This is a genomic window from Chryseobacterium sp. NFX27 (assembly GCF_049887855.1).
Lineage (GTDB): Bacteria > Bacteroidota > Bacteroidia > Flavobacteriales > Weeksellaceae > Chryseobacterium.
The window spans coordinates 78,096-91,980 of sequence record NZ_JAGEKK010000015.1 but is presented as its reverse complement, the minus strand read 5'-3'; the positions used below and the strand labels follow the sequence as shown (position 1 = coordinate 91,980).

General features: G+C 38.0%; 14 protein-coding genes. 1 reads left to right on the top strand and 13 read right to left on the bottom strand.

Annotated features, from left to right (window positions below; all coding sequences use genetic code 11):
• The first annotated feature begins 192 nt into the window (after nucleotides 1-192).
• Nucleotides 193-1,719, top strand: a complete 1,527-nt coding sequence (locus tag J4Q03_RS16060) for an endonuclease (RefSeq protein WP_426049147.1) — start codon at nucleotides 193-195, stop codon at nucleotides 1,717-1,719.
• Between the two features lie 87 nt (nucleotides 1,720-1,806).
• Here J4Q03_RS16060 and J4Q03_RS16055 read toward each other — a convergent pair whose 3' ends face one another.
• From J4Q03_RS16055 to J4Q03_RS15995, 13 genes are all read right to left on the bottom strand, one after another.
• Nucleotides 1,807-2,208, bottom strand: a complete 402-nt coding sequence (locus tag J4Q03_RS16055) for a hypothetical protein (RefSeq protein ID WP_426049146.1) — start codon at nucleotides 2,206-2,208, stop codon at nucleotides 1,807-1,809.
• Nucleotides 2,174-2,734 carry a LemA family protein gene (locus J4Q03_RS16050; protein WP_426049145.1) on the bottom strand — a complete coding sequence of 187 codons (561 nt, stop codon included), beginning with the start codon at nucleotides 2,732-2,734 and terminating at the stop codon, nucleotides 2,174-2,176. The genes J4Q03_RS16055 and J4Q03_RS16050 overlap by 35 nt, the downstream gene beginning before the upstream one ends.
• Nucleotides 2,734-3,516: a hypothetical protein gene (locus J4Q03_RS16045; RefSeq protein ID WP_426049144.1), complete on the bottom strand. Its 783-nt coding sequence runs from the start codon at nucleotides 3,514-3,516 to the stop codon at nucleotides 2,734-2,736. The genes J4Q03_RS16050 and J4Q03_RS16045 overlap by 1 nt, the downstream gene beginning before the upstream one ends.
• A 62-nt stretch (nucleotides 3,517-3,578) precedes the next feature.
• Nucleotides 3,579-4,370: a hypothetical protein gene (locus J4Q03_RS16040; RefSeq protein WP_426049143.1), complete on the bottom strand. Its 792-nt coding sequence runs from the start codon at nucleotides 4,368-4,370 to the stop codon at nucleotides 3,579-3,581.
• 8 nt (nucleotides 4,371-4,378) lie between these two features.
• Entirely contained in the window at nucleotides 4,379-5,089 is a 711-nt protein-coding gene (locus J4Q03_RS16035; protein ID WP_426049142.1) for a hypothetical protein, read from the bottom strand.
• Between the two features lie 11 nt (nucleotides 5,090-5,100).
• On the bottom strand, nucleotides 5,101-5,724 hold the full coding sequence (locus J4Q03_RS16030; protein WP_426049141.1) for a hypothetical protein: 624 nt from the start codon (nucleotides 5,722-5,724) through the stop codon (nucleotides 5,101-5,103).
• Between the two features lie 4 nt (nucleotides 5,725-5,728).
• Nucleotides 5,729-8,551: an OmpA family protein gene (locus tag J4Q03_RS16025; RefSeq protein ID WP_426049140.1), complete on the bottom strand. Its 2,823-nt coding sequence runs from the start codon at nucleotides 8,549-8,551 to the stop codon at nucleotides 5,729-5,731.
• Nucleotides 8,552-8,562: 11 nt separating this feature from the next.
• Entirely contained in the window at nucleotides 8,563-9,051 is a 489-nt protein-coding gene (locus tag J4Q03_RS16020; RefSeq protein WP_426049139.1) for a DUF4280 domain-containing protein, read from the bottom strand.
• A 2-nt stretch (nucleotides 9,052-9,053) separates the two neighbouring features.
• Nucleotides 9,054-10,094, bottom strand: coding sequence for a hypothetical protein (locus J4Q03_RS16015; protein WP_426049138.1), 1,041 nt, complete (start codon nucleotides 10,092-10,094; stop codon nucleotides 9,054-9,056).
• 16 nt (nucleotides 10,095-10,110) lie between these two features.
• Nucleotides 10,111-11,196 carry a LysM peptidoglycan-binding domain-containing protein gene (locus J4Q03_RS16010; RefSeq protein ID WP_426049137.1) on the bottom strand — a complete coding sequence of 362 codons (1,086 nt, stop codon included), beginning with the start codon at nucleotides 11,194-11,196 and terminating at the stop codon, nucleotides 10,111-10,113.
• 9 nt (nucleotides 11,197-11,205) lie between these two features.
• A complete protein-coding gene (locus tag J4Q03_RS16005; protein ID WP_426049136.1) occupies nucleotides 11,206-12,624 on the bottom strand; it encodes a phospholipase effector Tle1 domain-containing protein in 1,419 nt (472 codons plus the stop codon).
• A gap of 50 nt (nucleotides 12,625-12,674) precedes the next feature.
• On the bottom strand, nucleotides 12,675-13,649 hold the full coding sequence (locus J4Q03_RS16000) for a DUF2931 family protein (RefSeq protein WP_426049135.1): 975 nt from the start codon (nucleotides 13,647-13,649) through the stop codon (nucleotides 12,675-12,677).
• A gap of 64 nt (nucleotides 13,650-13,713) precedes the next feature.
• Nucleotides 13,714-13,884 carry a hypothetical protein gene (locus J4Q03_RS15995; protein WP_426049134.1) on the bottom strand — a complete coding sequence of 57 codons (171 nt, stop codon included), beginning with the start codon at nucleotides 13,882-13,884 and terminating at the stop codon, nucleotides 13,714-13,716.
• Nucleotide 13,885: the final 1 nt, after the last annotated feature.

Below are 13,885 nucleotides of genomic sequence, written 5' to 3'. Positions count from 1 at the left end.
TATTTAAATCAATTATCATATCATATACCAATCCGGCACATAAAACTGTGCCGGATTTTTTTATTCAAAAGAATGTAGATTGGAAAACAATCCTGTTTTCTACAAAAAACTGCATGCTCTACATGATAAAATTAACAGTAATGTAATTTTTTATTCGTAAAAATATAGTATTCTTACAGAAATTTTATTAGTATGAAAAAAATTATCTTATTTACTGTAATAGCAGGGCTTGCCAATGCCCAGGCTCCTGCAGGATACTACAGCTCAGCGAACGGACTGAGCGGTGCAGCATTGAAAACGGCATTAAGTTCTATCATTACAAACGGACATCAGGACAAAGGATACAGCGGACTCTGGACTGCCTACAAAACGACAGACATTGACAAAAATTATGAGAACGACGGCTCGATCATGGATATCTATTCGGAAAAACCATCAGGAGTCGATCCTTACAAATATACTCCGGGTACAAATCAGTGCGGTACGTATTCTGTAGAAGGAAACTGCTACAACAGAGAGCATATTGTTCCTCAGAGTTTGTTCAACCAGTCCGCTCCAATGGTTTCTGATGTTCATTTCATCAGGGCTACCGATGGAAAGGTGAATGGTATGAGAAGTAATTATCCGTTCGGAAAGGTAGGTACGGCAACATTTACTTCTCAAAACGGCTCAAAATTGGGCAGTTCTTCCTCTTCAGGATATGCAGGAACTGTTTTTGAACCGATTGACGAGTTTAAAGGTGATGTGGCAAGGATGATCTTTTACTTTGTGACACGTTATCAGAGCAAGCTTTCTTCTTTTTCTTCGGGTAATATGCTGGGCAGTTCTACATTTCCAGGATTACAGACCTGGGAACTGAATGTTCTTCTGGCATGGCACAGCCAGGACCCTGTTTCACAAGCGGAGATCAATAGAAATAATGCTTCTTACACTTTTCAGGGGAATAGAAATCCATTTATAGACAATCCTAATTATGTAGGCCAGATCTGGGGCTCCAGTCCTGGGACCACAGATCCCGGAACTCCTACTCCTGGAACAGGATGTATCAATGAAACATTCGCAACAGTTCCTACTGCGAGCAGTTCTTCTTATCTGACAAGAACCTGGACGGGCAGCGGTATTTCTTGGACTGCTACAGACGCAAGAACTGACCAGACCATCAACAGCCAGGCTATTACGGTAAGAAACGGTTCTTTAACTTCGGGAAGTTCAGCGAACGGTATCGGATCACTTACGGTAACGACGCAGCTTAAGTTTTCGGGAACCAGCGGAACTTTTGATGTAAAAGTAAACGGTACATCGGTAGGAACGGTACCTTACAGTGCTACTGCTGCAACTACAACAATCAATAATATCAATATCACCGGAAATGTTACGGTAAGCCTTGTTAACAGCTCAACGAGCAACAGAGTGGCTATTGACGACCTTAAGTGGACATGTTATTCAGGAACTGCCAGACAGGCTCTAAGCATATCGGCAGAGGAAAATACGGTTCAGGAGCTTCAGGTTTACCCTAACCCGATTTCTGGACAGGAGATCTTTGTAAAAGGTAATACCAAAAACATTAAAAAGGCAGAGATTTATAATCTTCAGGGAAAAACACTTGAGACGATTGACGGTCCTTTTAAAAACGGAAACTCTATTAAGATCAAAAATCTTGAGCAGGGAGTTTATATTTTAAAGCTTGACCAGTCTGCTTTGAAGTTTATTGTGAAGTAAACAGCTTCAATGAAAATATATAGCCGGCTCAATGTTCTTGAGCCGGCTTTTTTATGTATGGTATTGGTTTAAGAAAGATAAAATGACTTATCTGCGGGCGTTGTCTTTTTCTTTAATTATTTTAGACCAATCGGTAAACATCTTGGTGATGGTATTGGCATTAATCAGGCTGAAAAAGAACATTCCTGCGAGTACCGTAAGCCAGCAATAGGCTAGTCTAACTCCATTTTTATCGGTAATAAAAAAAAGGATAAGCATGGCAAGAGACCCCAGTACAAATGTAAACATAAGCGTATACAACAATACATGGATGATGTACATATTGAATTTAAGCTTTCTGAAGATCCATCCTATCAATGCAATTGGAACAAACAGAAGCAGTGGCAGAAACATAGCCCCGAAAATGGTTACCTCCGGGTAATCAGCTATTTTGTCTTCTAATCCGAAAAAGGTATTAAAACTGAACCCCATCATAATGTTTCTCAGCATTTGTTACCTCCAGTAAAGTTTTGTCTTTATATCCTAACATTTTCGCCAATATAACATTGGGAAATTCATGAATCCCTATATTATAAAGATTCACACTGTCATTAAAAAATTCTCTTCTGTCTGCTATTTTATTCTCCAGTTCGGAAACCCTTTTCTGCAGTTCAAGGAAATTGGTATTGGATTTCAGTTCAGGATAATTTTCTGAAACAGCAAAGAATGAAGAAAGTGCTTTTGAAGTCTCATTAGCAAGCTCGGTTCTTTTATCTGCATCAGTACTGTTATTATAAAATGTCCTGAGTTCTGTAAGGCGGGCAAGAATTTTTTCTTCATATTCCATAAAATGTTTGGCAACAGTGACCAGATTGGGAATTTCATCTGCGCGCTGCTTCAGTACTACATCAATATTGCCATAGGCTTTATCAACATTAAATCTGAGCATAACCAGCTTATTATAAAGATTGATCAAAAAGCTGATGAGAACTACTCCCAGCAAAATAAGTACTATGATAGCGACCGTCTGATTCATTATTGTGTAAGAATATAAATAATTATTAAAAGGATGATGGAGCAGGTAAATATAAACGACCTCAGCAATGGCTGATATTTGTTCCAAACATTGATTCCTGATGCTGACGTAATTCCGAGGACTTTATAATGTTCATCTTTTCTAATGAAAGGTACTCCGTTTTTAGAATCGACATAGCCTACCAACAGTATTTTCTGCCCATTTTTTAAAAGGGTTTCTGTATATCTTTTGCTGTTGGTGCTGCTCACATTGGTTTCTCCTAACAAAACAAATTCAATTTTATCCGGCTCTACTTCTATCGTTCCGGTATCATCTGTAACCTGGAAGGCATTGCATTGCGTTTCTCTGTGAACGGTTGTGTATGAAAGCCTGCCATCGGAATCTTTGCTGATATTTTCTATGGTATAGTAATATCCGATACATACTTCATGACCCACCGGAGAGGTCAGCGGCTCTTTCATGATCAGAGTTCCTTCAATCTCTGCCAGACCTTTTGCCACGGAATGGATCTTAGAGGTGGGCAGTGATGATTGCAGCCGTAAAAAACGTTTGGCAGCCGTGGGTTTCATGAAGGTAAAAAAAATGAGCACAAAAATCAGTAAAGGAATAAGAATGACAGCCTTTGCTGCGTAGGCATCATAATTATTGGCAATTTCAAAAGCATATTCATGCAGTGGCATTTTATCTTTGAAGATGAGCCACAAAATAAAATAAATAAAGCATGTGGCTATTATTCCTAAAATGATATATACAATGTATGGTCTTCCTTTTTTAACTCCCATATATTTTGCTCTAAACACCCAGTAAAATCTCTGAATATTATTCCGGCATTTCTTTCTTTTTTCTAAATGATTTCAAATTCTTCTTTTCCCTGTGGGATATGAAACATCAGTTCCAGCATCAGCTCTTCACCGGTTTGTTGATTATAAAGGAAAAATGCAGGTTCCCCATTTAATTTTTTATAGGTGGCCAGTTTTCCGTTACCATAGATTTTTAAAACTCTATCTTCCTGCAGCGGCATCATTTTAAAGCCATTATTAAAATCTTCTAATAAGCTGTTCAGTCTTGCTTTTGCATCTGCATCGCTTAAATACATGGATAAAGCCATATTTTTTTCACGATTCTTTATCATTTCAAAGTAAGGCTCATATTGTTTTGAGCTGATAAGACTGCTTATTTTTTTGTATGCCGAATCCAGTTTGGCAGCAAGGTAAGAATTATCTTTTGAAATTGACAGCAGATCACGGCTTTGCTCCCATTTCATCATTTCATAAGGAATTTCAGCCTGAAAGGATGATTTGTGATGTAATGAAGGCAGCTTCTTTGCAGTTTCTTTTTCTGAAAACTGAAAATTACCGCAATCTTTTTCATGGACAAACTTATCATTAAAAACGTCAAATAACTTAACGGTGTATTGAAAGGCTGTCCTTGAATCTATATACAGTTCTCCTGCGATTGGCAGAAGCTTAATTTCAATTTTTTGCTCACCGGAACTGCTTATTCCAAAATTAACAGGAACATTGGGAGACATCTGTCCTTCAGTTTCCAGGGCAATAACGGGAATGTCATTCACCAGAATTTCAAATTTGCAGTAAACAGCAGTAAAATCAATGGTATAATAAGGTTCTTTAGCCATTATTGTTATTATTTATTATAAAACATATCGAGACTTCGGTAAGAAATCCATTCTTTATATTTCGGGCTGGTTTTATCTAAAGCAAAGATCTTCAATGTATTTTCATTAGGTTTCTTAGAAAGATTAACGGTGTGGATGGTGAAGAAAGTTGTTTTGGCTTCTTTATCCTCCCAAACCTGTATTGTTTCTTCTATGTGATCTGTTTTGAATTCTCCGTTTTCATCCAGGAAGATCGGTCTTTCTTTGGTGTTTACCTTCTTCTCTGAAAAGTCTGCCTTATGGCCTGTTTTTTTTTCAATAGCACTCAGAATGGCATCTGTATTCGGATTGTTCTGTAATACCATTTCGTAGCACCATACTTTTTTATCATTCTTTGAATAAAAAACAGAAACATCATCCGTAGCAGACTGCAGTGTATTATTAAATAACGACAGGTTCAGGTTTTTATCTTTTGGAAATTGAAATTCAACATAATTCACTGAGGTATTAAAATCACCTGAAGCATTGTCATTGGCCGTTAAGCCAATTCCTTTGAGGAAATCTTCCCCGTTGGTTCCGAATTTCAGATCTTTAAAATCCATTTTTCCCTGTGTGCTATTTTCTGTTTTATGGGTAACGCTGGTATTGGCTGTCTGGGGAACCAAGTTGCCTGTTCCTTTTTCCTGACAGTTCATGAGAACAAAGCTCAAAACAATTTGGCATATAACGATCTTTTTCATTCAACTTTTATTTAGTTTTCTTCTTTATTGTATATACTATACGGGTAATTTTCTACCTTTTTATTATTTTTTATCCTGAATTTTAAATACTCCGAATATTTTGTAGTCTGAGTAGCAGTAATGATCAGTGTGGTAAAGTTAGTATTTAAACATAATAGATCAGATTCTTTTGTTCTTTCTCCTTGTATTTCGGCATTTCCGTTATTTAGAATATATAACTTTCCGGAAGTTTCCCAGATGATGTTTCTTTCTGTTTCGTTTCCGTTATCAAAAGCGGGTTTCCCCAGTTTTTCAAAAAGGAGTTTTTCCAGCTCTTCACTTTCTTTCGGGGTATACAGATGAATTTTATATCCGTTTATATTTTTTGAATCTCCTAAAAGTTCAAGGTAATTTTTTCCTGCATAGGTTGCAGAATTACTTTTAATTTCGTTTGTGAAAGACTGTCCATACAATATAAAAGCATTCATATCTTTCACCTGATAGGCGGTAAGGCTTTTATCTAATATAGATTTTTTCTCCGTATAGTCGATACCGTTTAAAATATTTTCTTTTTTTACGGGGAAAAGAACATTGGATAGGTCTTCTTTTGCATTACTGCATGATATAAAGAAAGACATGATTAAAAGTATAAACATATTTTTAATTTTTCTTTTTTTCCCAAAGTAATATTTTGTTATCATAACCTACTAATTCTGCCAAATATTTCATAATATTAAATCCATCAAAAAATGTGCGGGTTCTGTTGTAGTTTACCGGAGTCCAGTCTGAGCTTACCTTTTTATAGGTGAATCCAGCTTTTACCATGATTACTACAGTTCCTACACACGGGTCTATGCTTAAGCTCGGAATGTAATAAATCCCGGCCGTAGAATCGTATTTTAATTTATGCCCCGAAGTAATTCCCATAGTTGCTCCTGCACTTAACTTTCCTTCCACATGTCCTTCCAGCTCAGGTTTTTTTGTAGTTCCGATAACAACAAACATTCCTTTTAATTCGAGTCCTGACTTTAATTCAACAGTAATGTTTGAGCTCAGATCAAAATTAACTTCTTTATCACCTTTAACGGTGCTGAACGAGCCATCGATAACACCATCTATTTTTCCTTTCACTTCAAGATCAATGTACATTTTAAAGTTGATGACCACATGTTCTGTTTCGTAACCTTTGCTTGCCCATTCTCTGATCATATTGAAGATTTCGAGAGCAAGCGCATTTCCTGTTCCGGCTGTCGCTACAGCAACTCCTGCCTGAACAATTAAAGCTAAAAGGTCAAAAACTATGGCAAGTTCAATCAAAGGCTTTGCTTCGATAAATAGCATCAGCTTCGTTCCTATGTCAGAATGTGCTTCATTAACATCTGCTTCCCATTCTGCTCCAAAATATAGTGCGGGCGCATTTAGTTTTATTTCAAATGGCAATTTCCTTCCTACTCCTTTGGACACAACACCTTTTGTCTGCGATGTGATTCCCTGCGACATTTTTTTAACGGAAGAAATAATAGAGAAGAGTTTACTGATCTTGTCTTTATATTTCAGAGTAAGTTCCGGTTTACAGTAATAGCTTCCATCTTCTTGTTTATCATAAGAAGCTTTAAGTTCAACTCCGAATTCTACATCTGTATATTTTCCTTTTTCTTCATTGGCAAGGCTCAATGCTTTGCCTCGAAGTTCTTTGTGCTTTTCAGGAGTCATTTTTTGCCATTTTATACTTAAGCTGTTGCTCAGGTTGATAAAAAAGGCGAATCTCCACTTTATATCCGGGTATGCTTTTATTAATACTGTAGTTCTTTTCTCATTGCTGTAATATCTGCAGGTATGTACGTGCATATGAAACTGATTCGGGCTGGAAGATGCAGGCCAGATATATTGCATAACGGTCATGGATTGGGCATCAAATCCAACTCCTCCTCCAAAATTATACCTGCTCAGCGGAGCATAGACTTCATAAGGGAATGTTGGTGTCTGAAAGCTTTTTTTTGTATCTCCTTTATCTATTGTCTGCCCTACATCGACGATATAAATTTCTTTTTTATGTTTGTTTTTGGCATCTCTGAAACAGCTGTTGGTATCAAAACCTGTCACATCAATGATAAGCTTTTTTTTCGTGGCTGAAGTAGGAGCTACTACTGCATAATGGATAGTCTGGGCATCGTGGGCATTGAATACAAAAGAGATGTCTACTCTACGGTTGTTTTCGTAATCTTTCTCATTTTTGTATTTGATATTATCTCTTCCCATTTTATCGTCTGTAGGATCTACTTCTCCTTTTCCTACCGAGATAATTCTTCTGGGATCCAATCCTCCGTCTGCAAAGAATTTTTTCACTACATCAGCTCTTCTTTGGGAAAGTCCTTTATTATAATTTTCTTTTCCTATAACGCAAGCATAGCCACTGAGATTCATGGTGGAATCTTTGTGCTCGAGAAGGAATTTGAGAACATTATTCAGGATGGCAACTCCATCCTTATCAATGACTGTGGAATCAAATTTATAATAGATTGTTCTCTGAATATGTTCCTGAAGAGCAGCAGATTTTATGAGTTTGATACCATCTCCGTTTTTAAAGACTGTAGCTGTTGTATTGTTGGCCTTGCCATCTTTTATTTCAGTTTCCGTTATTTTGATGACTTCAAATTTACATGGCTCGAGTCTTGCGGAATTTACATCCGGCTTATATACTTTTGTCGGGGTCTGGTTTTTGCTGACATTGGCATTAGTGGTAACCACTTTGTTTTTGACATTCAGGTAGATAGCATGAAGATCATCACCCAGATTATCTTTGATGTACTTTTTGGAAGCGGAATCTTTTACTTTGACATAAAACTCTTCTACATTCTGGATATTGTCCACATGGGCCATCCATGAGTAGGTATTTTCTATTTTTAAATTGACCTCACCATCTATCACCTGTACATTATTGTATACATGAACCAGCTTGTCATCTTTTGCAGACTGCTGGTTCCAAAGCTCAATGGTCAGCGTATTTCCGTTGAGACCTTCTGTGGTCAGATTAAGATACACAATATGCCCGTAGGAAATATAATTGACTTTATTCTGGTTTTTGATGCTGGTCTTACTTCCTCTCTGGGTAGTCCATTTACTGGTAACAATTTTTGGCTCGCACCAGCCTTTCACATACAGTCCCACATTATTTTTGGTATCTCTTTTACCGGAAAAACTGGCTTCAATGTAGAACTGATAACTACCGCAGTACTGTTTATCAATACTGAATTTATACCCTGTGGAAGATGGAACCTGATAGATAATAATTTTGCGGTCGTTGGTCTGTCTCATCCAAATCACAGGTTTCTTTTTATCTTCAGCCGTGGTATCCGGCAGCCATTCTTCTACCTGGAAAGTGACATCCTGATTCGGGACAATCGTAATTCTCTGACCCGGCACAGACATTTTTGGATAATAATTGCCTTTTGTAACCTTTATTTTTTTTACTCCTTTTGCCATTTCTTTGTCGTTTAGATTACACCATCCTGCCCACCGTATTCAGGCTGTTCTTTATACATTTCTTCGGGATTGACCAACGGATTGATCTGCTGCTGTACATCCGGATCAGCATTTTTAAAGTTCTGCGGGCTGCCTTCTGTCCGTTGCCCATGATCTATGATCTCAATACATGGTGTTCCGGCAATGGCACAAACGGCCTTGCTGTCTTCTAAAATGATATACCCGTTGTTATTGAGCTGTACTTTATCATAAAAATTCTGCCACTCTGTTACCATAATTTTGCATGGCGGCGGCGGAACTCCCATTTTTGTACAGTTTCCGAAGGTGTTTTTTTCAAATGTAGCTGCTCCTATTTCTTTCGTGGTTACGATAAGCTTTTTGGAGGCATTTTTATCATTAGCGTATTCTTTCTGGTGTGAGAGCACTTTGAGTTTGTCCGGGACCTGTCCGAACTGGCATTTGCACATAGCACCCTGTACTACAATATGTTTTTCTGCCATGGCTAAAATTCTTTATTTGAAATTACTAATCTGCTTAAATATTCATTTCCGAATTCCAGTCGTACAAAGGAGGAATTCATCTTAAAAGTAACAACCGTTAGTGCTTTGGATGAGTTTTCATCGGTATCCACTGTGGTCTGGTAAAGCTGTGCGTTGTACCGTGCAAACTTCTGTTTACATTCGGATGGTGAGCTGTCGTTGAATACCAGGCCATGCGGCAATCCTGAAACCATATCCTGCCCGTAATATTGAATGGCATAATATTCCAGACCGGTGCTCATATTTGCGTAGATCATATTAAAATCATCGAAATCCCAGTTGGAATATGTTCCGCCTTTACAGTCTTTGCATTCCAATTCACTTGGGCTTACCTGCAAGAGCTTTGTAAAAGTATCTGATGCAGCCGGTAATGCAACAAACTGCTTCTTGCCGAACAGGCTCTGAAGTTTTTTTGAAGTTTTTTTCTGCTTCGGATTTTCTGCAACCCTATCATATGTTGTTGTCATCACAGCAGTTGTATAGGTTGCAACAGCCGTACTATCGGCTTCTGACACATCATTATCAGGCTCTGCAGGTTTATAATTTAAAAGAAATTCTTTGATCTCTTGCTCAAGTTTACCGGTGGATTTGGTCAGTTTTGTATCGACTTCTTTTTCAGACCAGCTGTCCGGCACTACTTTTTCAAGAAAAACAGTGACTTTCGTACTCTTTGAAGAGACCTTTTTCATATTGACGTTCCAGACGGCCTGCTGAATAAACTGTTTGGGTTTAGAACCTCTTTTCAATGCCAGATTCAAATAAGGATTTTTGATATCTGCATCGTATTTCAGGTTATAAAGATCGACAGTTGTTGAAAAATCGCTGTCGGAAGCTGCGGCAGCTTTAACTTCATCTTTGGTGAAATCATTCTGGAAATAAAAAACGGAGTTTTGTAAAGTCTCGATGTCCTTCGGGATATTAAACTCTACTTTTTGTCCGAAATATAGGCTGAAGCCCAGTATAAAGACAAGTATGGATATTTTATGATTTAATTTGGTTTTCATTTTGTTTTGTTTTCAATTAGTCTGTCATTTCAGCAATGACTACTGATATTTTCTTTTTTTTCTCAAGTTCTATGCTGCACTCTAAATACATTGACTTTAAAAGTAAGGTTTCCCCGTTCAGATAGGATACTATTCTGAAATTCCCTTCATGGTTTATAACTGGATGATCTTCAATGATCATTGAAAAAGGGGCTTTATTCATGAAATCATATACGGATCTTTCATCGTTTAGCTGGCCTTCTCCTTCTATATTAGCCAGGCCGGTTTTGCCCTTCAGGGGATCTATCTCTAATTTTATTTTGTATTTCGGTTCTACAGGATTACCGACAACAGGGAAACTACTCTCTATCTCGACCTGATAATCCCGTCCGAAACTCTGATAAATCCCGAAGAACAGGGTTCTGATGAAATAATCATCTTTTAAATAAAGATTTATCGCATCCTGTTCGTTGATTACTTTTTCTATCTTTTCGCAATAATTATCTACTGTTTCTCCTTCAAATTCTTTGTAAAGTTCTTCCTTTACGGCCGGCCATCTCTCTTTGAATACTGAAAGATTTTCTACGGCATTGAATTTTCCCTGCTCATCTGCGCTGATCTGTAACGGGTATAAAACCTTAGATGTTTTATAGGCCAGCAGATCGGCTATTTCATTGACTTCTTCTTCGTTCAGATACAGATTGGAGGTTCTGTCTATTTCAAAAAAATGAAGCTTGTTTTCCTTTTTCAGCCAGCGTACTGATGTTTCATATTTCAGTTCATTTTTATGATCATTATTTTCAATGGTCACCGTAGCTCCGTATCTGGTGAATGAGTTCTCAGGCTGAAAGATCAGGCTGTTTGCATGCCCGAACTTTACCAGTCTGTTTTTATCCGTCACGGCTGTTCTGGGAAGAAAAATTTCTTTCTGCCCCGTGAGCTCAATCAGGATCATCTCCTTTACATTGCAGTGGTTATTGTGAAATAACTTTAAAGCATCGGCATCTATGTTGTACAACAGGCTTATGCTTTTTAAGCTCTCCCCTTTCTGAACGGTATGTATATTAAATTTCTGCATAAATGATCCGGCTTCCGTATCTTTTTTTTTATTTTGCCTATTCATGGTAAGCCATTAATGAAGCACTCTTACCCTGTCCGATGTGGGGTCCATTCCTATACCTTCTCTTCTTGCTGATCTGTGCAGATACTTGTTTCTTAGTGTTCTCAAATCATCCTGTTCTTTCATTTCCTTCTGATAGTCTGCATATTTATGTTCCGGTATCGGTATTCCGCCATATGCTCTTTCAAGATCTTTATACCGCTTAAAGATGTACTGCCTTCCATCTCCCATCGCATAAGGTCTTAAGCGGCTTTTTATTCTCACCAACAGGGCATCTGATGAAACGGAGTACTTTTCATCGGTAATCTTCTTTAAGGTCAGGGGAACTGTTTTCTGAACACCATATTCGGCCATAAAATGTAAAGGAATATAGCTGTATGATTTTTTTATAAGTTTACGTTCTCCCCTCAATGACAGATAAAAACCGGGAGTAATCTTCAGTTCTTCTTCTGTATACCAGGATTCCGCGACAAGCTCTCTTTTGAATTCCTCTAATTTTGCACTCGTTGTCCAGGACGTTTCAAGTTCTTCCCAGATTTCCGGTCCGTCTTCATAAGCTCCCCCTACATCACAGTGTACCCCCGGAAATATTTTTTCTATGCCTACATGCACATTCGTGAGGTCAAAATTTTCCCTGTGTTCATTTTCTGCCACAAAATGAATCACGCTCTGTGCTCTGCCAATATCATTCAGGCTAAGCTCTTCCACATCATTATGAAAGTTCGGTGTGGCAGAAAAGTTTTTTGAATAGGAGGAAACAGTATCATAAATACCCAGAAACCTCACTTTCAGCACATCCACTGTAATTCCTGCCTCTTGCAGCTTAAGTCCCAGATGTCCCCATTTCGGAAGCTCTTCACTTTGTATTCCTCCAGTACCGTCGCTGTCGTAACGGGCAGTTACTGTAACACCCTGATGTGAAACAGTACTTGTGGTAGCTTTATATTTGGATTTGCCTATTTCATGGACGAAATTACGGGCGGCAGCTGCCCCTCTGCTGAAACCGAAAACATCAAAAGTAAGGACTGCAATTTTATCTGCTTTTTTTGCATTCTTGATATTTTTTACTTTTTTCACGATCTCTTCGCAACCTTTTCTCACCTTCCCACGGATTCCGGTAGCCCCTGTTCCGAAGGCATAGCCAAGCATAGAATCCTCTTCTTTATCTTCGGTACCGATACCTTCTATGTAGATGCCAAAACTTTTATCGTAATTGTCCCATAAACGCGCCACGTTGCTCCAGTCGTTATTATAACTGTTGTTATCCGTGGGCGAGCCTCCATTTTTTTTGTAGTCGGCTGTTTTGTTTACTCTTTCTGTGGTATTGGTTTTATTATTCAAAGTTCCGTCAAAAAACACCCCAAGAGTAATGTCTAATACTTCCTCTTTGGTTATTTCCGGTGTATAATCTCCAAATTTATTATTGTGCATCGTTCTTATTTTATTTTTGTTGACAGACTGATGTTAATTGTATGAAGGTGTTATTCTATTGCACGTGAAAGTCTGATTTTTGCTTTGGTAACCGGCAGCTCTTCTTTCTCGCTCTTTAATGATAGATTAGCTCCTGTATTATCTGCATTGACTTTAATGATAAGGTCTATATTTTTTTCTTTTCCCAACTTCCTGAATAAGTCAAACATTTCTTTTTCATCAAAAGAATCCACCCATACGCCGTATCTTTTTTTATTCTTATCTCTCCAGTAAAAACCACAGAATTTTGGGACAGCCCGTTTTTTATAGGTATCAGCTGTCAGGCTTTCCCCGAAGAGGTTTTCCTGTTCCCCATTATAATTGGTAAATCCGAAATCGAGCCTCTCACTGCCTTCCGGCAAAATCACTGAGGATTTCCAGTTATATTTTTCTCTGTAGACTTCATAAATATCCGGATCAGGATAGCCTTCTTTTTCTATTTTAGCTCTGATCTCAGGCTTGAATGTTTCATAAGACGGATCTTTCAGCATTCTGTCTGCAAAACCTTCTTTCAGCATGTACTGTGCGTTTTCGTATGCTTTCTCTTTGGTAATGATGGTATCATGAGCCTGGAAAGCACCTACTTCTTTTTGGTTTCCCGGACCGTTGATCCATAAAACCACTTTCCCTTTTGGAGCAAGGCCGACAATGAAATTACTGTAGGTGGTCTTTTTACCATTATCCTGATCTATAAACCCTTTTTCAAAAAGACCTTTTATTTTTTCTTGATCCAAATCCCATTGTCCGGTATAAAATTTATTTTCTACCAGAGAATACCAGGTAAATTCCAGCTTGTGGGGAATATCCATCTGGCTGGTTTCTACACTCATTGTTCCCCCTTCATTTCCCCAGCCTGTATTCTGTGTGCCCCAGATGGCATCGAAGCCGTAGGTAAAATCATCAGCGATAAGGGCTCCTTTGTAAATTTCCATCGGATATTCCTGCGGTGCCGAAAGGGTTCCCAACCAGCTGTATTTTTGTTCCATTTTTTTATTTTGACAATTGATTAATGAGAAACTACTTACAATAAAAAGAATCAGAATTCTTAATTTATTTGTTTCCATGGGACATTATTTTCTTATTGCATGCCAAAACAAGGTTGTTTTTCTGTGCCTCTACATTAATTTTCTGAGCAATTTTTTCAACCTTTTTGCCGACATTCAGATGATAAGAGTCTGTGACTTTTATCTGTATATTCTTAGCAGTTTTAATGATTGCCATA